Annotated in this window: 19 protein-coding genes; 11 read left to right on the plus strand and 8 right to left on the minus strand. The window is 45.2% G+C overall.

The annotated features are described in order from the left end of the window. Positions 1 to 101: 101 nt before the first annotated feature. From QUA10_RS14485 to dnaK, 3 genes are all read right to left on the minus strand, one after another. Positions 102 to 1298 (minus strand): J domain-containing protein, encoded by a 1197-nt coding sequence (locus QUA10_RS14485; protein WP_333083205.1) that lies wholly within the window; start codon positions 1296 to 1298, stop codon positions 102 to 104. A 160-nt stretch (positions 1299 to 1458) separates the two neighbouring features. Beyond that, the gene (locus tag QUA10_RS14490) at positions 1459 to 1764 is read right to left on the minus strand and encodes a four helix bundle protein (RefSeq protein ID WP_333083204.1); all 306 of its coding nucleotides are present in this window, start codon (positions 1762 to 1764) and stop codon (positions 1459 to 1461) included. 182 nt (positions 1765 to 1946) lie between these two features. After that, a complete protein-coding gene (gene dnaK / locus QUA10_RS14495) occupies positions 1947 to 4079 on the minus strand; it encodes a molecular chaperone DnaK (RefSeq protein ID WP_333083203.1) in 2133 nt (710 codons plus the stop codon). Positions 4080 to 4441: 362 nt separating this feature from the next. Here dnaK and QUA10_RS14500 point away from each other — a divergent pair, with 362 nt between their 5' ends. The 3 genes from QUA10_RS14500 to QUA10_RS14510 all read left to right on the plus strand — a co-directional run bounded on the left by QUA10_RS14500 (position 4442) and on the right by QUA10_RS14510 (position 6263). After that, the gene (locus tag QUA10_RS14500; RefSeq protein ID WP_333083202.1) at positions 4442 to 4810 is read left to right on the plus strand and encodes a hypothetical protein; all 369 of its coding nucleotides are present in this window, start codon (positions 4442 to 4444) and stop codon (positions 4808 to 4810) included. Between the two features lie 8 nt (positions 4811 to 4818). Further along, the gene (locus QUA10_RS14505; RefSeq protein WP_333083200.1) at positions 4819 to 5364 is read left to right on the plus strand and encodes a DUF6745 domain-containing protein; all 546 of its coding nucleotides are present in this window, start codon (positions 4819 to 4821) and stop codon (positions 5362 to 5364) included. 149 nt (positions 5365 to 5513) lie between these two features. Beyond that, positions 5514 to 6263 carry a Uma2 family endonuclease gene (locus QUA10_RS14510; protein WP_333083199.1) on the plus strand — a complete coding sequence of 250 codons (750 nt, stop codon included), beginning with the start codon at positions 5514 to 5516 and terminating at the stop codon, positions 6261 to 6263. A gap of 70 nt (positions 6264 to 6333) precedes the next feature. Here QUA10_RS14510 and QUA10_RS14515 read toward each other — a convergent pair whose 3' ends face one another. Further along, the gene (locus tag QUA10_RS14515; RefSeq protein ID WP_333083198.1) at positions 6334 to 6972 is read right to left on the minus strand and encodes a restriction endonuclease subunit R; all 639 of its coding nucleotides are present in this window, start codon (positions 6970 to 6972) and stop codon (positions 6334 to 6336) included. Between the two features lie 36 nt (positions 6973 to 7008). Between QUA10_RS14515 and QUA10_RS14520 the strand changes: the two genes are divergently transcribed. The 3 genes from QUA10_RS14520 (at position 7009) to crtB (ending at position 9644) form a co-directional block, all read left to right on the plus strand. Next, positions 7009 to 7149 carry a hypothetical protein gene (locus QUA10_RS14520; RefSeq protein ID WP_333086287.1) on the plus strand — a complete coding sequence of 47 codons (141 nt, stop codon included), beginning with the start codon at positions 7009 to 7011 and terminating at the stop codon, positions 7147 to 7149. A gap of 100 nt (positions 7150 to 7249) precedes the next feature. Next, positions 7250 to 8623, plus strand: a complete 1374-nt coding sequence (gene pds, locus QUA10_RS14525; RefSeq protein ID WP_333083197.1) for a 15-cis-phytoene desaturase — start codon at positions 7250 to 7252, stop codon at positions 8621 to 8623. A 91-nt stretch (positions 8624 to 8714) separates the two neighbouring features. Next, complete coding sequence (gene crtB, locus QUA10_RS14530) at positions 8715 to 9644, plus strand: 15-cis-phytoene synthase CrtB (protein ID WP_333083196.1); 930 nt, start codon at positions 8715 to 8717, stop codon at positions 9642 to 9644. Positions 9645 to 9926: 282 nt separating this feature from the next. Here the strand turns inward: crtB and QUA10_RS14535 are convergent, their stop codons facing one another. Both QUA10_RS14535 and QUA10_RS14540 read right to left on the minus strand, forming a co-directional pair. Continuing rightward, entirely contained in the window at positions 9927 to 10424 is a 498-nt protein-coding gene (locus QUA10_RS14535; RefSeq protein ID WP_333083195.1) for a hypothetical protein, read from the minus strand. Between the two features lie 304 nt (positions 10425 to 10728). Then, a complete protein-coding gene (locus tag QUA10_RS14540; protein ID WP_333083193.1) occupies positions 10729 to 13452 on the minus strand; it encodes a valine--tRNA ligase in 2724 nt (907 codons plus the stop codon). A gap of 156 nt (positions 13453 to 13608) precedes the next feature. On the opposite strand from QUA10_RS14540, the gene QUA10_RS14545 reads away from it, so the two are divergent. Then, complete coding sequence (locus tag QUA10_RS14545) at positions 13609 to 13941, plus strand: GxxExxY protein (RefSeq protein ID WP_333083191.1); 333 nt, start codon at positions 13609 to 13611, stop codon at positions 13939 to 13941. After that, entirely contained in the window at positions 13904 to 13996 is a 93-nt protein-coding gene (locus tag QUA10_RS14550; protein ID WP_333083190.1) for a hypothetical protein, read from the plus strand. Before QUA10_RS14545 ends, QUA10_RS14550 begins: the two co-directional genes overlap by 38 nt. Before the next feature lie 67 nt (positions 13997 to 14063). Here QUA10_RS14550 and QUA10_RS14555 read toward each other — a convergent pair whose 3' ends face one another. Beyond that, the gene (locus QUA10_RS14555) at positions 14064 to 15716 is read right to left on the minus strand and encodes an FAD-dependent oxidoreductase (RefSeq protein WP_333083189.1); all 1653 of its coding nucleotides are present in this window, start codon (positions 15714 to 15716) and stop codon (positions 14064 to 14066) included. A 58-nt stretch (positions 15717 to 15774) separates the two neighbouring features. Here QUA10_RS14555 and QUA10_RS14560 point away from each other — a divergent pair, with 58 nt between their 5' ends. Genes QUA10_RS14560 through QUA10_RS14570 form a run of 3 tightly spaced genes read left to right on the plus strand, consistent with a single transcriptional unit; the run spans position 15775 to position 18886 of the window. Then, the gene (locus tag QUA10_RS14560) at positions 15775 to 15945 is read left to right on the plus strand and encodes a hypothetical protein (RefSeq protein WP_333083188.1); all 171 of its coding nucleotides are present in this window, start codon (positions 15775 to 15777) and stop codon (positions 15943 to 15945) included. Between the two features lie 41 nt (positions 15946 to 15986). Continuing rightward, positions 15987 to 17693, plus strand: a complete 1707-nt coding sequence (locus QUA10_RS14565; RefSeq protein ID WP_333083186.1) for an AAA family ATPase — start codon at positions 15987 to 15989, stop codon at positions 17691 to 17693. 20 nt (positions 17694 to 17713) lie between these two features. After that, positions 17714 to 18886, plus strand: coding sequence for a 5-methylcytosine restriction system specificity protein McrC (locus QUA10_RS14570; RefSeq protein ID WP_333083185.1), 1173 nt, complete (start codon positions 17714 to 17716; stop codon positions 18884 to 18886). Positions 18887 to 18977: 91 nt separating this feature from the next. On the opposite strand, the gene QUA10_RS14575 is transcribed toward QUA10_RS14570, so the two are convergent. After that, positions 18978 to 19982, minus strand: coding sequence for a phosphoribulokinase (locus tag QUA10_RS14575; RefSeq protein ID WP_332956917.1), 1005 nt, complete (start codon positions 19980 to 19982; stop codon positions 18978 to 18980). Positions 19983 to 20522 lie beyond the last annotated feature (540 nt).

Here is a 20522-nt window from a genome sequence, read left to right on the forward strand (position 1 = left end):
GAATTTAGCCAAGCATCTCCTAATTTTTCGTACACCATTAGTAGTAAGGCGCGCATTATTGCGCCCCTACAAAATTAAACTGGCGCATTGCGTACTCTACATTAAACCGATAAATCCTGACGCGGTTTAAAAGACTCAACCTGCCGCAACTTTTCGTATAATTCCCGTTCCTCTTCACTAATTTCTTTCGGAATTAATACCTGAATTTCTACCAATTGATCGCCCCGATCGCCATTTCCCGTCGGATAGCCCTTGTTAGCCAGCCGCAACCGCTTTCCAGACGTTACTCCCGGTGGCAATTTCATTTTCACCCTACCATCCAGCGTCGGTACTTCCACATCTCCACCCAACACCGCTTCGCTGGGAGTCAGAGGCAATTCGCAGCAAATATCTGACATTTCCAATCGAAAAAATGGATGGGGAGAAACAGTGATTTTCAAATATAAATCTCCGCCGCCAATACCTTGATTTCGCAAGCGAATCCGCTGGCCTGATACCATAGCAGGAGGCAGATTTACCTCGATCGCTCGCCCATCTTCCAAACGAATTCGCTCTGTACCGCCCGAATAAGCCCTTTCCAAAGGCAGAGTTAGCCTGGCCTCAATGTCTCTTCTGGGTTCGCGATCGACTGTTTCCCTAATTTCCCGTCGCATTTCGCGATCGGCTATATCCCTTCTGATTTCGCGATCGACTATCTCCCGTCGCATTTCGCGATCGACTGTTTCTCGTCGCATTTCGCGATCGTCTGTTTCTCGTCGCATTTCGCGATCGTCTGTTTCTCGTCGCATTTCGCGATCGTCGAAATCCCTTCTAGGTGGGCGAGAATTAGCAACATAACTCGTTTTCTTAGAAGCCGTACTCCACGGTTCAGAGGAGGCTACTCCCGCTGCATCATTCGCTGTCGCCATCCTCACTTCCCGCCGCCTTCCGAGCACTTGGTCGAGAAATTTATTAAAATCCGAGTAATCGCTAAAATCGACCTCTTCGGCCGGTTTTTTGCGGGTTGTTTTACTGTTTCCCCAAGTTTTGAAATTGGGAAGTCGCACCCCTTGCTTTCCTTGAAATCCTTTTTGTTTCCAGAATTTACTAAACTGATCGTATTGAGCGCGCTTGTCTAGATCGGAAAGAATATCATAAGCTTCATTAATATCCTTAAACCTATCTTCAGCAGATTTATCACCTGGATTTACGTCAGGGTGCAACTGTCTGGCTAGCCGTCGATAGGCTTTTTTTATCTCATCAGCCGTGGCATCTTTGGGCACTCCCAAAATTAGATAGTAATTGCGAAAATTCTGCATAGTTGGAGAAGGAAGAAGGAAGTTCGGCAACGGATTCTGTAACGGATGTAACGGATGTAACGGATGTCAGTTCGATAGAAGTCGTGCGATGGAAGTCGGAAGAAGGATGAGGTTTTTTCCTTGTAGTTTGTTGATTGTACTGACAATTAATCGTGTGAGTTCATCTGCTTCTTTGATAACTGGTGAGATTTTTGTCGGGTGCTGCTAATCCTACTCTTTCAGAAATCACTAGATGAGTATCCAGTTCTCTGAGCGAACCGAGAGCTATTCGCAAATATCGAATATACTCTTGTCTAGTAACACGCCCATATCCCTCCGCAATGTTAGCTGGTACTGATACAGATGCACGGCGAATTTGACTGGTAATACCATAAAGTTCAGACGAATGAAAAGATTTAGTTAATTCGTAGCAAACTTGACAAAGATCAATACCCCGCTGCCAGATGTATTGTTCTCTATGGGTCATACAACATAATTTTCTCCTTACTTATCATAGTAATCTTTATCTAATTCAAAGAAGTCTAGTGTAGGAGAGAAGAAAGAAAGGAGCCCAGAAGAATTAGGAAAAGATCTGTCACAAATTCTCTGCTGAAAATCCGTTATTTTCCTTCTTCCTTCTTCCCTCTTCCTTCTTCCTTCTTCCTTCAATTACAGCCAATCGTCGTCATCATCCCAATCGTCGCTTTGATTTTGATAAGGGCGAGTGGGGCGATTAGCACTGCTTCTACGATCGCCCATACGATCGCCCATACGATCGCCCATGCGATCGCCCATACGATCGCCCATACGATCACCCATACGATCGTTCATACGATCATATGGACGATCGGGAATTGGATCAACAGTCGATCGCCTGTACGGTTTAGGATTTTGATAATAGCTGCTGTCATCGCTGCGCCGCTTGGTACTGTCGCCCGTAAAAGTCCGCTTCACAGACTCAAAGAAATCGTCATCATCGTCATCCATCGCAAACGCGGAAACTTCCCGGCTCAAATCGTAAAGAGCATCCTGCAAATCCGAACCCACTTGGTCAACTCCCCGCTCATCATTGCGTTCCAAACTGTCTCGCAATTCCCGAATTAAAGTTTCAATTCGCTGGCGGCTTCTTTGAGCAAACTGCATTCCGCGATCGAGCGCCACCTCTCGCAACTGCCGCTCGGCTTGATAAGCTAAAGCTTCAGCGCGATTGCGTTTTTCTACCCTTTCCCGCTGCAACTTATCAGCTTGAGCAAACTGTTCCGCATCGCGAATCATTTGATTCACTTCCTGCTGAGTCAGCGTCGAAGCACCTTGCACAGTAATGCTTTGTTCCCTGCCGGTAGTTTTGTCCAAAGCAGTCACCAACAGCATCCCGTTAGCATCAATATCAAAAGCTACTTGCACCTGCGGAATCCCTCGCGGCGCCGGCGGAATTCCAGTTAGTTTAAACCGCCCCAAAGACTTATTATCTCTGCCTAATTCCCGTTCCCCTTGGATCACGTGAATTTCTACCACTGTTTGGTTGTTTTCAGCAGTAGAAAAAATGTCCGATCGCCTGACGGGAATAGTAGTATTCCGAGGAATCAGTTTTTTCATCACCCCGCCGATCGTTTCCAAACCCAGCGACAGCGGCGTCACATCCAACAACAGCACATCGCGGACATCGCCACCCAAAATCCCCGCTTGAATTGCCGCACCCACCGCCACAACTTCATCGGGATTGACATTTTGATTAGGTTCTCGATCGATCAAACTGCGAACCACTTCCTGCACCAAAGGAATGCGAGTCGAACCGCCGACTAGCACAACTTCATCAATGCGAGAAGGACTCAAACTTGCATCAGCCAAAGCTTGTTTGACTGGCCGCCGCAACCGCTGCACCAAATCTGTGCACAGCCCCTCAAATTGACCGCGAGTTAGTCGCGTTTCCAAATGCAAAGGCCCGTCTTCGTTCGCATCGATAAACGGCAAATTAATCTCAGTGACACCGACTCCCGACAGCTCAATCTTGGCTTTTTCTGCCGCTTCGATCAAGCGCTGCAAAGCTTGCCGGTTGCGACGCAAATCAATTCCTTCTTTTTCTAAGAATTGATCTGCTAACCAATCAACAATTTTGGAGTCAAAATCATTGCCGCCCAATTGAGTGTCGCCGCTAGTTGCTTTGACTTCAAATACTCCGTCTCCAACGTCTAAAATCGACACATCAAAAGTACCGCCGCCCAAATCAAACACTAAAATAGTTTGACTTTCTCGCCTCTCCAAACCATAAGCCAAAGAAGCCGCCGTCGGCTCATTTAAAATCCGCTTGACTTCAAGTCCCGCAATTCGTCCCGCATCCCGCGTCGCCTGTCGCTGCGAGTCATTGAAATAAGCAGGAACAGTAATTACAGCCCCCGTTACCTCTTGTCCCAGATAGCGGCTGGCTTCATCAGCCAGTTTCCGCAAAACCATCGCCGAAATTTCCTCTGGGGCAAAATCTTTTTTCAGGCGGGGACACTTGATTTTGATGTTCCCGTTTTCGTCGCGGCGAGTTGTGTAAGGGACGCGCTTTGATTCTGGAGTCAGTTCGGTATATTTGCGCCCGATGTACCGTTTGACGGCGTAAAACGTGTTTTGCGGGTTGAGAACAGTCTGGCGTCTGGCCATCTGTCCCACCAGGCGTTCTCCTTCCTTTGTGAAAGCGACTACCGAGGGAGTTGTCCGCATCCCTTCTGCATTGGCAATCACAACCGGTTTGCCGCCTTCCATGACGGCTACTACTGAGTTTGTTGTTCCGAGGTCAATGCCAACTACTTTACCCATGCGTCAGTTGTCTCCTGTGGCGTTGTGTGTAACTTTTTCAATATAAGCGTTAAGTATGATTGCACTTATTGTACCGCGTCGAGAAGCGGGGGCTGCAGGGGGATTGCCTCACCTGCGGTTCAGGTTGCTGGGGTTGGCTGGGTGCGCGCGGCGGGTTGCGGGCGCGTGTAGGTGGAATTTGCGTTAACCCGGATCGGCATTATGTGTTGGGTTTCGTTGTACTGGCCCAACCTATGCTGTTTAAACTAGAATAGAAAGCAAATTTAGCGGGTTAATTATGCAAAGTATTAAAGTACGATCGCGCGTTGGTGCAGACAGAATTACTTCTTGAGAAATATTGTTTGCAGACTTAGAGGAAAACGATGATCGAACAACTGACCCCGCAACAAAAAGCCCTGATTCCAGTTTATCGAGAAAAATGGCGAAAAATTGCACTCTCTACTGAGCCGATCGAGCGCGAAGCAGCAGCAAAATCCGTAAGATTTGCCTATGCAGCCCTCGGCTATAAAGAGCCGCAGATAATAATCTGTGATAGCCCCCGGGCAGCTTTCGAGCGCATCTTTATCCCAATTTTTGAAACCTGCCAAAAATCTCCATCTGGGAGAAATATCAAACGGGAAATAACCGCAGTTTTAGGCCATGATCTGACCTACAAAATGCTGACTCAAATAGTGACCAGAAAAGAGGAGTTTTTTTTTCTCTGCTCAATACAGAGGTATATAGATTTCTAAGATACCAATTGGTAGACTATTTTAACCTGCTGCTGTGGTCAGCATTTGGCAGTTTAGAAAGCTGTATCAATTTTCGCAGGCAAATCACCGGAATTTATACATGGCACGAAAGATGGCGTAAATTCGATAGGTTTGCCAGACACCAACATAATGACATCAATAAATTTTTTTTTGCATCGATATCTCGCGGCGCGTTAAGTGATTTCTATATTTCAGTATTAAACGGCGATCGCGATACCGTTAAATGGAGAGCATTTCAGTTGCTAGTTGCCAACTGCGGGTGGATTTATCCTTTTGAAAATACTTGTATTGTGTGCGATCGCCCCCGCATCCTCTCCTTCGACAGTGAACACCGCCTCCACGCCGCAGGAAGGCCCGCCATTCAATTTGCTGACGGATACAGCCTCTATGCTTATCACGGCGTCACCTTACCCGAAAAATACGGCAAAATCCATCCGAACGAATGGCGATCGGAATGGCTTTTAGAGGAAGAAAATACCGAATTAAAGAAATTCCTAATTCAAACAATTGATGACAGGCGATTAAATGGGTGAATCAGGTAATTAATAGTGAGTAATTTTTAGTACAGACTTGAATCGCTGGCGGATCTATAGTTAGTAATTCAACAGTTTACATGAGTTATAATTTAAATTAAAAGCTCGATCGCCCTTGCTCTCAAAAAGGCTCCAATCAAAATAACACTATGAAATTCACCTTAGATGTAGAAAACAACCCTACAGGCTGGCCAGACCACACTCAGCTACCCGAATCAGACGGTACTTTTGTGAAAAATTTCCAAGAACATCCCCAAAGCATTCTGTTAACAGATTCAATTACTCCCGTTTTGCAAAGAATCCACGCTGACGGTAACTATTGCATCGGTCAAGACAGCGGCATTTATTGGCGATTAACTGAGCCGCTAGAACGGGGTGCGGAAGCACCGGACTGGTTTTATGTGCCTAATGTTCCGCCAACTATTGACGGTCAATTGCGCCGTTCTTATGTGATGTGGCAAGAATTTGTAGCACCGTTAATTGTGTTAGAATTTGTATCGGGCAATGGTGCAGAAGAACGGGACAGAACGCCTTTTTTGCGATCGGGTGAACAGGAAACTAAGCCGGGTAAATTCTGGATTTATGAAAATGTCATCCATCCGGCATTTTACGGAATTTATGAAGTAACTAAGGCTAGTGTTGAAGTCTATCACCTGATCGAAGATAGGTATCAATTAGTTGCTGCCAATGAGCGCGGTCATTATCCGATCGCACCGTTAGGAGTGGAATTGGGGATTTGGCAAGGTATATATCAAAATGTTGAGTTACCTTGGCTGCGCTGGTGGGATAGTGCAGGAAATTTGCTGTTATCGGGAGCCGAAAGAGCCGATCGCGCCGAAGACCAATTAGAGCAATTGCGCGCCCAATTGCGATCGGCTGGAATTGAACCGCAATTGTGAGAGAAACCATTGCTGAAAGGGAATTGGGGGAATAAAAGGGCGATCGCCTCCAGAAGAGCGCGATCGCTTTCTAAACAGTATTGCCAACATTCAACTGACCCAGGCGCTTCAAAATACTCAGCACGCTGTACAAATCATTCCCCGGATTGAAAAGGTAAAACTTCCGAGAAAAAGCGTACTGTGCTGTTTCCCGCTTAACTAATTTGACAAATAGAAAATCTGCCCCATTCATTAACAATCCGTAAGTAGGTCGATCGGCACTGAGATTAGCTAACATATAAGCCAGCAACTGCGGAATCCCGACCTCCAAAGAAAACGCCGCTTTCTTCGATTCGATAACTACTACCCAAAACTCCTGAAACAAAGCCAAAACATCCAACTGTCCACTGACAATCATTCCTTCATCTTCGTCCACAATTTCTACAGATTTTTCGGAAGTAACATGAAAAGGAGCCAGATAAAAATCCGCTAAATCCAAAAAAGGAGACAGCACAACCATTTTGACTGTATTTTCTAGAAGTGGCGGATGTTTGAGCAAATTCCTGTAACTGGCCTTCACTCTGTCCAGCCGCTGTTTTTCATAATCGCTGATTTCGGGCAAATCATCTTGCCACTCGCGAAAGAATTGGTCATCCTCAACCCACTCAATTTTGAAGTTGGTTTCCAAATCGTTCAGCGCGACATTTCTAGCTTGAATTGTTTGTACCATAAATTTAAGCAATTCATTAAAATTTGCTCTTAATTTATGATAGCAATAATTGCTAAATTTCCGTTAATTCCGTTTACTAGGACACTTAAGGTCAAACCCGCATTCCGGCAAGTCCGGCAAGTCCGCATTCCGGCAAGTCCGCCAGGGAATGAATTCCCTGGCGGACTGTGGGACTGAGAGAGGGCTCGCCGCATCCACCTTCCCCAATTCCCAAAAAATGTAACGAGTTGTAAAGTATAATTAAACCGAAGCGAACACAGAGGCCAAGTAGTATCAAATGCGAGTTGCGATCGCCGGAGCAGGCTTAGCAGGACTTTCCTGCGCTAAATATCTTACCGACGCGGGCCACACCCCCATCCTCCTAGAAAGTCGGGACGTACTCGGCGGCAAAGTCGCCGCCTGGAAAGATGCAGACGGCGACTGGTATGAAACCGGCCTCCACATCTTCTTCGGTGCATACCCGAATATGCTCCAACTCTTCAAAGAACTTGACATTGAAGACAGGCTGCAATGGAAAGAACACTCGATGATTTTCAATCAGCCGGAAACCCCCGGAACCTATTCCCGCTTTGACTTTCCCGACCTTCCGGCTCCCTTCAACGGCGTCGCAGCCATCCTGAGCAACAACGATATGCTCACCTGGCCCGAAAAAATCCGCTTCGGTATAGGTTTGATTCCGGCGATGCTTCAGGGTCAAAGATACGTCGAAGAAATGGATAAATACTCGTTTTCCGACTGGCTGAAAAAGCAAAACGTCCCCCCCAGAGTCGAAAAAGAAGTATTCATCGCCATGTCCAAGGCGGTCAACTTCATCGATCCCCACGAAATATCTGCAACCATACTGCTGACAGCCCTCAACCGCTTCTTGCAAGAGAAAAATGGCTCGAAAATGGCCTTTTTAGACGGTTCCCCCACAGAAAGGTTGTGTCAGCCGATGGTAGACTACATAACTGAGCGAGGCGGTGAAGTACGGCTGAATGCACCTATCGGCGAGTTTTTGCTCAACGATGACAACACGGTGCGGGGCTTCCAGATTCGGGGAGTAAAAGGGGCAGAGTCAGAAATTCTGACGGCCGATATTTACGTTTCTGCGATGCCGGTTGACCCACTGAAGCTGATGATGCCGAAACCTTGGGGCGAAATGGATTATTTCAAACAGCTCGAAGGCTTGGAGGGAGTACCCGTCATTAATGTACACTTGTGGTTCGATCGCAAATTAACTGATATCGACCATTTGCTGTTCTCGCGATCGCCCCTGCTGAGCGTCTACGCCGACATGAGCAACACCTGCCGCGAATATGCCAACCCAGACAAATCAATGCTGGAACTGGTTTTAGCACCGGCAAAAGACTGGATAGGCAAGTCTGACGAAGATATCGTCGCAGCCACAATGGTCGAGTTAGAAAAACTCTTTCCCGATCAAATCCCAGAACCCGCCAAACTGCTCAAATATCACGTAGTCAAAACCCCACGTTCCGTCTACAAAGCCACTCCCGGACGCCAGCAGTGCCGTCCCACACAAACAACTCCCATTAGCAATTTCTATCTAACGGGGGATTATACGATGCAGCGTTATCTTGCGAGTATGGAAGGTGCCGTGCTTTCTGGTAAGCTGACAGCGCAGGCTATTTCAACGGCCAATAACCAATGAAAAATTAAGAATTTTTCATAAAGACGTAAAAAATCTCCCGTTTTCTAAACGGGGGAAAATCAGTTCTAATCTTTAAATTTCTTATTCTCGGATGCTGCAACTGTCAAAACTCCAGTGCATGAGAACTCTGGCCTCTGTTGATGACTCCTACGAACTGTGCCGCCAAGTCACGGCGAGTTATGCCAAAAATTTTTATTTAGGCACTCAACTCATGCCCGAAGCGAAGCGTCGGGCGATTTGGGCGATTTATGTCTGGTGCCGCCGCACCGACGAACTCGTAGACGGGCCGGGTTCTGATGCAACGACCCCTGAAACCCTCAATCTGTGGGAAAAACGCCTAGAATCTGTGTTTGCCGGCCATCCTCACGACGACTACGACGTAGCTTTGGTGGATACGCTGTCTCGTTTCCCGATCGACATTGGGCCGTTTCGAGAGATGATTGCGGGCCAGCAAATGGACTTGTACCGCAGCCGCTACGAAACTTTTGAAGAGCTCAATCTTTACTGTTATCGAGTAGCGGGTACTGTCGGACTGATGTCGATGTCTGTCATGGGTGTGGACGAGTCGAATCCGGCTGCTAACTGGAATTGGCACTGGGGCAATAAAATTCCCAAAGAAGAAGCCATCTCCCTCGGTATTGCCAAGCAGTTGACTAATATTCTGCGCGATGTCGGAGAAGACGCCCGCCGCGGCCGTATTTACATTCCCTTAGAAGACTTAGCCTTGTTTAACTACACCGAAGAAGATTTATTCAACGGTGTAATTGACAACCGCTGGCGGGAATTGATGCGGTTTCAAATTCAGCGAGCTCGCAAATTATACGCCAGCGCCGAACCGGGAATTAAAGTACTCAGTCCCGATATCCGCTGGACAGTTTGGGCGGCTACAATGCTGTACAGCAGGATCTTAAATGCGATCGAACGCAATCAATATGATGTGTTTCAGAAGCGGGCTTATGTTACCAATTCTCAGAAACTGCTGTGTCTCCCCGCCGCTTGGATGAAGTCAAAAGTGCTTTAACCGCAGGCAATTTTGCTGGCGATTCGGCAACGGGTAAGGGGTATTTGTCAAGTTACAAATTATATGATGTCCAGCAAATTGCATATTAGGTTTTTGGGGACAGGGCAGTGCCGTGTCCCTACCTGTTGTGTGTTAATTGGAGTCAATCGATTTTAGATTTTAGATTTTAGATTTTAGAGGCGACCCCACGGATAAATGCGGGGGCTTGAGGATTTTCGATTTTCGATTTGGGATTGATTCCACCGATAAATCACGTGGCGGGTACCATCAAGAAATTCTTGGTCAAAGTGGCGGTGTAGCGGGTAAAATTTTCAATTGGGCGATCGAACTTTCCAACAATTGCTTTTCCTGCTGGAGTTTTGCTTCTAAATTTTGAATTTGTTCTCGGCGGGCTTCAACTTCAATCAAGCGGCGAGACAATTCTTGACTCTGCAAAGTGAGAGATTGCCTCCAATCTTCTACTTTTTGGGCTTCTTGCTGCAAAAAATCGGGAGTAAAACCTGTTGTTAAATATTTCTCTACTAATTGTAGTACCCAGTTTGTAGCTGCTTGAATATCCAAAACCTGGCTATTTTGGTCAACATTTGCTAATACTAAAATCCCTGCATTTAAAACATTCGTTGCAGAGTTAATTGGATTTTGAGCAAAATCTTTCTGTAATGTCAAGAAACTTTCTTCACTAAGAATAGCCCAAGTATCATCAGAATTTTGGCAAGCCAGCAATTGCAGACTTATCTCGCCTAAATTTTCCTGATTTTGTACTTTGGCTAAATATAACATGAGGGTTATTAGTAATTGGTAAGTGGTAATTGGGTATTAATTATTGGTTATTAGTTATTTGTTGTAGGATTTGCGAGATCGTAGGGGCGGGTTTTACAAACAATCTATGCCTGAAACTAACTATCTCGTAAACCCGCCCCGGCCACAGTCAACAGTCAACTCTTAAAACAACTTTAGCCGATCGCGCCTGTGGTGCGTGAGAGTCAATATTTTCCTTGGGATTCCCAGATTTTTCGCCCTCACGCAGCCTACAAATTGACTAAAAGCAGTCAACAGTTAACAGTTAACAGTCAACAGTCAACTATTAAAACAACTTTAGCCGATCGCGCAAAATCTCAGCTTGTTTTTCGGCTTCCGCCAAAGCATCCCTCGCCCCCTGAACCACATCAGGAGTAGCCTTATCCACAAACTTCTGATTAGTCAAACGCGCCGCAGTATGCTTAATTTCAGCTTCCACTTTGCTCAACTTCTTTTCTAATTTAGCACGCAAAGCCACCAAATCGACCACCCCAGCCAGAGGAATCAATACTTGCACAGTACCTACAACCCCAGTAATTGTCTGTCCCAAATCTGTATCCAAACTAGCAGTTACGGTCAGATTTTCGACTTTTGCCAAATCCTGAATGTAAACGCCTCCATCTGAGATTATTTGGCGTTCTTTCTCGTTTTCGCTTTGCAAAATCGCCGTCACCTTCACACTTGGCTTGATATCAGAATCCGCCCGCAAATTGCGAATAGTGCGAATTGTACCGAACAACAACTCAAACTGCTGTTCCAAATCAGAATCAATGAGTGATGCGTTTGCTTCAGGATAAGCTTGCAAAGCCAAACATTGATCGTCACCTGTTTGAGTCAGAGTGTGCCAAATCTCCTCAGTAATGTGCGGCATAAAAGGATGCAGTAGTTTCAGAATCCCTTCCAACACAAAAGCAAAAGTTTGCTGTGCCACTTTCTTAGAATTTGGTTCAGCATCCTGTTGCAGGCGAGACTTAACTAACTCAATATACCAGTCACAGAAATCGCCCCAAATAAACTCATAAAGTCCCTTCGCCGCTTCCCCCAAACCGTAATTTTCCAAACAATTGCGGCTTTGTTGCACAACATGATAATAGCGAGACAGAATCCAGCGATCGCACAATTCCAAACCACCTTCCACAGAAGGACGGCCCAACTGCTGCGGAGTCTGTCCCTCCAAATTCATCATCACAAACCTGGCCGCATTCCACAACTTATTCGTGAAGTTCCGCGAAGCTTCCACTGATTTCGATTCATCAGTTTTGCGATCGTACTCCATGCGAATATTTTGACCTGCCCCTACCACTTCCTTAACCAAGGTGTAGCGCAAAGCATCAGTACCGTACTTGCCAATCAACAGCAGCGGATCGATACCGTTATTTTTACTCTTAGACATTTTCTGACCGTTTTCATCCAACACCAAACCGTGAATGTAAACAGTATCAAAAGGCATCTTTTCAGTAAAATGTCCTGCCATCATCGTCATTCTAGCAACCCAGAAAAAGATGATATCAAAACCTGTTACCAAAGTAGTTGTCGGATAGTAAAACTCCAAATCTTTAGTTTCGTCCGGCCATCCCAAAGTTGAGAAAGGCCACAACCCGGACGAAAACCAAGTATCCAATACGTCTGGATCTCTTGCTAGCTGCACGTTATTACCAAATTTCGCCGTGGCTTTTTCCCTAGCTTCAGCTTCAGTTTTCGCAACTATAAAAGGTGTTGTATCAGTAATTTCTCCTTGACTTTCGCTAACAGCATACCAAGCCGGGATTTGGTGTCCCCACCACAATTGTCTGGAGATACACCAATCCTTTAGCTTCACTAACCAATCGCGATAAACCTTTGTCCATCTTTCAGGAACAAAGACTGGTGAGTTATTTTGGTCTAATGCTTCTAAAGCGCGTTGAGAAAGAGGATCTATCTTCACAAACCATTGCGTAGATATCAACGGTTCGACCGCAACTTTGCCACGTTCGCTGTAGGGAACAGTATGCTTATAATCTTCTATTTTAACTAAAACCCCGTCAGTTTCTAACCGCTGCACCACATTTTTTCGGGCAACAAATCGGTCTTGTCCTTGGAATTCTCCAGCATTTTCATTTAAAGTTCCGTCCTTATTCATGATGTTAATAAACGGCAAATTGTGACGTTTACCCATCTCGAAGTCATTCGGATCGTGGGCGGGAGTTACTTTGACACAACCAGTTCCGAAAGTCGGATCGACAAACTCATCAGCAATGATTGGAATTTCGCGATTGACGATCGGCAAAGTCACAGTTTTACCGATAAGATGCTTGTAGCGATCGTCCTGCGGATTCACCGCCACCCCAGTATCGCCCAGCATCGTTTCCGGCCGAGTCGTCGCCACCTCCAAATAACCAGAACCGTCCGTCAAAGGATAGCGGAAATGCCACAAATGACCTTCAACTTCCTGCTGGTCTACCTCCAAATCCGACACAGCAGACTGACTCGCCGGACACCAATTCACCAAGTAATTGCCGCGATAAATCAGCCCCTCATCGTACAGGCGGACAAACGCTTCTAAAACCGCAGCGGATAAGCCTTCATCCATCGTAAAGCGTTCACGCGACCAATCAACAGACACGCCCAAACTGCGTAATTGATTAGTAATAGTATTGCCCGATTCAGCTTTCCACTCCCAGGCCCGTTCCAAGAATTTTTCTCGACCTAAATCGTGGCGAGTTTTGCCTTCTGCTTTGAGTTGCTTTTCGAGAATAGTTTGAACAGCGATGCTAGCATGATCCGTTCCCGGCAACCACAGCGTATTGCGTCCGGTCATGCGGTGATAGCGGACTAGGACATCAATCAGCGTCTCTTCAAAAGCGTGTCCCATGTGGAGACTGCCGGTCACGTTGGGCGGCGGGATGACGACGCAGTAAGGTTCGCCTCCGGCTTCGGGGTCAGCTTTGAAGGTTTGGTTGTCTTCCCAGTATTTTTGCCACTTTGCTTCGGTGGCTTTGGGGTCGTATTGGGGGGGTAGGTTTGCGGTCATTGGCGAGAGGGTGCAGGTTTTATATATAAGATTGTGCCACAGCGGGGGGAAGAGAAGAGGTTTGAACCGCAGAGGGCGCAGAGGGCACAGAGGGAAGAGTGTTGGGAGGGTTTTGGGTTAGGATTGTGATCTAGGTTTGAGAAGAGGAGAGGAGAGTTGGGAGACGAGTTTAATGAGTTGACTTATGCTGTGATTGGGGCAGCAATGGAGGTTCATAAGGAGTTGGGGCCGGGGTTTTTGGAAGCGGTATATGAGAATTCGTTGCGTGAAGAACTCTCGCGCCGGGGAATTCCTTTTCAACCTCAACCTACAGTAAATGTAACTTATAAAGGTGTTGTGGTTGGGGAAGGCAGATACGATATGCTGGTTGCCAACACTATCGTAGTTGAATTAAAGTCAATCCAAACTATACTTCCTATCCATGAAGCTCAAGTTTATTTCATATCTGAAAATGACTGGTTATCCTCTCGGTCTTCTCATCAACTTTAACGTCCGCTTTTTAAAAGAAGGAATCCGCCGCCTCGCCTCATCCTCTCCTAAATAAACCTCTCATCCCTCTCCTCTCTCCGCCCTCTGAGCCCTCTGCGGTTAAATCCTCTTAATATCTTTCATTATTTCACCTCCTTATAATCAACTCCATAACTCGTATCTCTCCCCGACAAATATGTCGTTTTCCCCGTTAAAGTCTCAAGAGCTTTTTTCGTTTCAGCCGAAGTAATCGAATTCAGCGGCACGCCGAACTTGCTAGCCAAACCAGCGGCCACGCCCACACCTTGTCCTTGATAAATATTCACTGTCGCAATTCGCCCGACGGATACAGCCATACCGACATAACCGGACGATCGCCCGACAATGGCTAAATTCTTGACTTTGCTAGCTAAAGCGCTTTCTATCCCGAAATTATAGACGGGCAGCGGCGGAATTCTCGCAGATAAATTCTTGACTCCGCCCCGCATATCGAAATCGTAGGAAAAACTGCCGATCGACTTTTCGGGTACTGTTCCCCCTTTGATAATCTCCTGCCCCGTCAGCGGATCTATCACATCGCGAACGTTCAAAGTTTGCCTGATATAAATCTCGTCGGGAAGAAATACTCTCACATCTTTACCAGACTTCTTTTGTAGCCAGTATTGGAGAAATGACATTTCTCTAATCATTTCAGGAGTCGGTTTTCTGCCGTTAGCTTCCATCTTCATGATTTGGGGAACTTGGTATTTAAACAGAAACCCGTTCCAGGACAGCACATTTTTGTTATAAACGCAGACATTGCCTTTATCAAAAAAGAATCCTTTATTTTGGCTAAATGGCAGCTTTCTGTCTATGTGATACGCTGCACCTATAGCTACGCTTCTGATGTCGTAGCCGTCTGTATATGGCTGATAAATCGTACTCCAGAAATTCCTCATCCAGAATTTTGTACTGGCAGGATCTTTAGATTTCATAATGCTTTCTTTAATCTTTTTTACCAAAGGCCGATTGTAGAGGATTTCATCTTCTATGCTGCGGAATTCGGACATCGTTATACCAGTAATTCTCGGAACTACAGAGACTGCTAAAGTTTCATTTTTTGATTTTATATTTTGAGATTCATATCCTGTATAATAAGATAATCCGGCTTTTCTGGCTAATTCCGCGTCTTGAGTTACGTCAATAAAAGAGTTGGCTTTAATTATGAGATTGCTGCCTTTTACTTCGGCATATTCAATTTTTTTATCGACGACGCGGGGAGTAAGAGTTGAGTTGGAAATAACTTTGATTCCGGCTGCTGAAAGCATCTGTTTGAGAGCTCGATCTGCCTTGTTTGGGTCTAAGCAAGATTCGGGCGCATCCGCTTTATCTAAGAATTCCTTAAAACATTGGGCGTAGGGTTGGCGATACCAACCGGGGATTTTATCTACATCGATGTAAGCTAAACCGCCACGGGTGAGTAAGCCGCCCAAAGGTGCTCTTCCGTAGTTCGATCGCACGATCGCAACTTTGCCCTTTGCGCCTAAAGTTTTCTTAGCCCATATCGCCGCACATATCCCCGGTACTTCATCACCATATACTACTACATCGAACGTTTGCTCTGGTGGTTTTTTGGGAAGTACCGGAGGCGGGCTGCTGGATTTTTGCTGCAGAGTTCCATTGTCTAAGGTGGCACTTGCTGGGTTTCTATTTGCGATATAATTTTCTATTTCTCTGAAAGGCGGATAATTAAGTAAAAGTTTTAGGGCGGCAAAGATGATTGCAATTGAAGCTAATTTCTTGAAAGTAGAGAGCATTCAGTTGACTCGTTTATAAATTTGCATTACCTGAAAGCGCAGTTCAGGGTTTACGGAGTTGAATATAGCACGTTTAGATTGTTTCGACACAAGTTTAAATTTTCCGGGAACAGTTGTTAGCGGTTTTGCCAGTGTTACTGGTTTGGCAGGGCATTTGATGTGGGTAAGGATGGTGGGTGCGATCGCATCTCAGATATCTGGTGTCGGGAAGGGCGAGCTGCTACAATAATTTAAGCACAACAATTGAGTCACCTTAAACATACAGAAAAAATGGAAAAAGTTTTTGTACATCCTGAATGTCCTTTTTCAGAGAACACATTTAAACTATTGGCACAATTGTATGCAGAAGGCAAAAGTCCCGATTTTTTAATGACAGACAAAAAAACTTACCTCAAATATGTAGCAGAGCCATTAAAATATATTTTAAGCCAGGTAGAAGAGCAGTTGCCTGATTTTATGAAAAATTATCTAAATATAAAGTCTGAGATATTGGATTTTGGCTTTAAAACAAAAGATGAGCAATCACCAGCTTACACTGTAGGCTTGTGCTTTCACGATAGCGATAACAGTTCTAAGTTAATATTACTCCTTCAAGAAGACCGATTAACTTTTGGTTTATGTGCAGGCTATGAATTTGTTGAGCAGATGGTAACAAACTACCAAAACTATGATAAAAATAATCCTGTTTTAATCAATTATTTTAAACGTTATAACCTACCTACAAAGCATCAGTGTCGTTTAAAATATGCGGGTGAAAAGGATTATAGTAGCTGGAAAACTTTTGAGCGTACAATCACAGATAAAAACTCTATTTCTGAACTATTAGAAAGTATTTTGAAAGAGATTGATCTCGATTCAAAAAAATGGATAAATGTTGTTTATGAGAATATTTTCGTCTGCGTATCACTTGAGAAATCCGAAGAGTTACTAGGCTATTCTGCCAAGCAGTTAATTTACAAAATAGCACAAGCCTTTAAAAAATTATTTCCCTTATTGTTAATCTCTTCTTGCGACAATCCTGATAGATTAACTCTTTTCGATGTGTATGAGACGCTAGTATTCCAAAATGAATTTAATCCAGTGTATCAACTAGAAGAGATTTCCGAAATTACTGGTTTTCAAAAAACCCAACTAGCCCAATGGATACACACCATTAACCGCAAAGGCCAAACCATCATCCAAGGCCCACCCGGAACCGGAAAAACCTTCCTTGCTCAAAAAATCGCCCAACACTTAATCGGTGGCGGTGACGGTTTTTCAGACATTATCCAATTTCATCCAGCTTATACTTATGAAGACTTTATTCAAGGCATCCGCCCCCAAACTCAAGATGGGCAATTAACTTATCCAATAGTTCCCGGTAGGTTCCTAGAATTCTGCGAAAAAGCCGAAGCCCGTGAAGACACTTGCGTTCTCATTATTGATGAAATTAATCGCGCAAATTTATCTCAAGTCTTTGGCGAGTTAATGTATCTCCTAGATGACCGACAGGACACAAAACGTTTTATTACACTAGCCAGCGGTAAACTATTTAGAATCCCTACAAATGTCCGAATTATCGGCACAATGAATACAGCAGACCGTTCTATTGCCTTAGTCGATAATGCACTTCGCCGCCGCTTCGCATTCATTCCCGTTTATCCAAACTATGAAGTGCTGCGACAGTATCACCACAGAGAGGAAACAGGTTTCCCAGTTGATAAATTAACTAGCATTCTAGAAGATGTCAATTGCGCAATTAACAACAAACACTATGAACTAGGCATCTCCTTCTTTTTGACAAAAACCTTAGCTGAAGATATCCAAGATATTTGGCAAATGGAAATCGAGCCATACCTCGAAGAATACTTCTTTGATAACCTGGAAAAAATGGATGAGTTTCTCTGGAAAAATATCAAGAATAAAGTCGGCTATGGACAATCTAACGCCGTCATTAACGCCGAGAAAGTGGCGTTACTGCATCCACCACAATTATGAAACCAGAATCCCGCTGAATTATGGAACTGAAAGAATATGAATTACGAATTTTAGATCGAGACTTAATCCCCGACTCAGTAGGAAAAAAAATACACCATAATTATGACAAGGAAATCGAGATAGAATTTCCCAACCCTAAAACAAAAGATAAATGGCACTTAAAATCTAAAGGCAGAGTTGGCAACATTCCCATCACTCCAGAATTTTGCATTATCATCCACCCAAAAGTCCCAATTGCCAACTTATTCGGAATGCTTGAGTATGCCTACAAACTTAAGATAAAATTTCCCCAAGGAGCGATTCAGTGCCAATTTTTAGAACAAAGTTACGAGACATTAGCTAACATTCTTGCACAAAAAATCCTAGAACGCTGTCGCAAAGGATTATATCGCGATTATTTATCCAAAACCGAAAGACTCGCCTACATTCGCGGCCGCGTCGATTTGCGGTCAGCCCTGCAAAAACCTTGGGATGTTAAACTAAAATGCCACTACAACGAACAAACAGGCGATATCGAAGACAATCAAATACTCGCTTGGACACTTTTCATCATTGGCCGCAGCGGTTTGTGCCGTGAAGCTGTTTCATCCACTGTGCGAAAAGCCTTTCACGCACTCCAAGGATTTGTTACATTAAAACCTTTTAAATCAGAAGCTTGTATTGATAGAAATTATCACCGTTTGAATGAAGATTATCAACTTTTACACGCCTTATGTCGATTCTTTTTAGATAACACAGGGCCGAGTCACGAAAGTGGCGATCGCGAAATGCTCCCTTTTCTCATAGACATGGCTAAATTATACGAACAATTTGTCGCTGAATGGCTCAAAGCAAATACACCAAAAGGCTTTTTTGTCAAACCACAACACCGAGTCATTCATGACCCAAACTATTTCTATTGGATTGACTTACTGCTGTGCGATATTGCAACAAGTAAAGTCCTGTATGTCCTCGATACAAAATACAAAGCTCCCGATAAAATAGATAATAAAGACATTTATCAAATAGTTGCTTACGCCCATGTGTTAAACTGCCAAAATGCAATTCTCGTCTACCCGCAAAACCTCAAACAGCCACTAGACATAAAACATGGCGATATCCGAGTTCGCAGTCTAACTTTTTCCCTAGATAGCGACCTCAATGAAGCCGGAAAAACCTTCTTAACCTCTCTACTTCCCAACACCCTCCCCTAACTCTACTCTGCGCCCTCTGCGCCCTCTGCGGTTCATTTCTCCACAAAAAAAGAGGCGCAATTGCGCCTCTCAAATCTTTCATGTCTGTGTTCTAAACACTAACAGCCACTTTCGCTTCCTTCGCAGTCAACTTCTCGTAAGTCGCCCGCATCTTCAATCCGACTAACACTTGGAACAAACCAGTTCCATTGTTGGAACCAGGATATTCGCGGTGCTGAAGCAACAGGTGAGTTAACTCGCCTTCATACTTCGCAGAAGTCTTGCTCAAATGGCTTTCGATGTAAATAACTTCTTCGAGATTCTCGAATTGACCATCTACTTCCAAAATCGAGACTTCGTGGCCGTAGAAAGCGTCAGGCCCGTAGTACATCTTAATTCCGGGATAGGAACAAGTCAGCTTGCGGCCGCAAGGAACCCAGTTAATTGTTGAACCTTCGTCAAACAAATACGCAGGCTCAAAATTGGCGATGCCTTCGCGCTGGATCATCTGCACGCGCAGAACCTTCCGCTCTTTGTCATCTTTGATCAAGTTGGTCGGCAACACTTGAATTACCACATCAGCATATTGCTTTTGCGGGTCGATGTAGGCGGTAAAATCCGGTTTGCGAGCATTGATCGCAAACAGCACGTCTTCGTAACGGTGGCCCCGTTCCGCCATGTCGCGCTGGATTTTCCAAGCAATTTTTACCTCGTCACTGATGTCGAGGTAGACGCTGAAGTCGAGGAGCGATCGAACTCGCTCGTCGTACAGGGGATGCAGCCCCTCAATCACAATCACGTGATTCGGCTCAACCCTTTCGGGCGGGTCGATCATACCGGTTTCGTGGTTGTAAATCGGCTTGTCGATCGCGTGACCTTCTTTGAGAGCCTTCATTTGCTCGGCCATCAGGTCAAAATTGTTAGCTCTGGGGTCAAGGGCTGTAATCCCTGTTTCCTTGCGCTGCTTGCGATCGAGACTGTGATAGTCGTCGAGGCAGATTACAGTCACGAAATCTTCCCCGAATAAATCTGTCAATCGGCGTAAAAAAGTAGATTTTCCGCATCCGGAATCTCCGGCAACGCCAATTAAAACCACGCGATCCGGCTTACTGGTCATAGTTTCCCTCTAACAAAATCACTGTTTACTAACTAACTCAAGTCTAGATTCCACAAAATTTCAGCCCGCAGGTAGCGGCAAGCAGGCTTTGTGCTGCTGTGCTACCCCGAGACGATCGAGTTCTCACCAGCATACAGCAGTGAGTTGACTGCCTGCCCGGGCAGACCCAAGCAATCTTCAAGGCAAGTAATTAATACTAACTTTAGTGGTTAATCTTACCAGAAGGCGTTCGCCCCCTACAAGCTCAACCTCATTAAACTCCTCGAATCTTCCTTTCTCTGGTGGGGCGCTCCCCAAATCAGAAGGACTTATCGGGGCAGATCCCCCGATCGGGTAAAATATTGGCAGTACGCAGACAACAATAGCTATAGGTCAACAGCCGAACGCAATAGGGCTCGGTGAGCGCGGCGTTCGGCTAGTAGGGATTTGATACGCGAGCGATCGCAACTTCAACACTCCCGCCGGCGTGGCGAGGCCCAAAAATTGGCGCGGCCAATTAGTCCCGAGGGCCTTAAGAAAAAAGTAAATTGAGTCTCACGT

Origin of the sequence: Microcoleus sp. Pol8_D6, from assembly GCF_036700965.1 — a bacterium.
In the GTDB taxonomy this organism is placed as follows: Bacteria; Cyanobacteriota; Cyanobacteriia; order Cyanobacteriales; family Microcoleaceae; genus Microcoleus.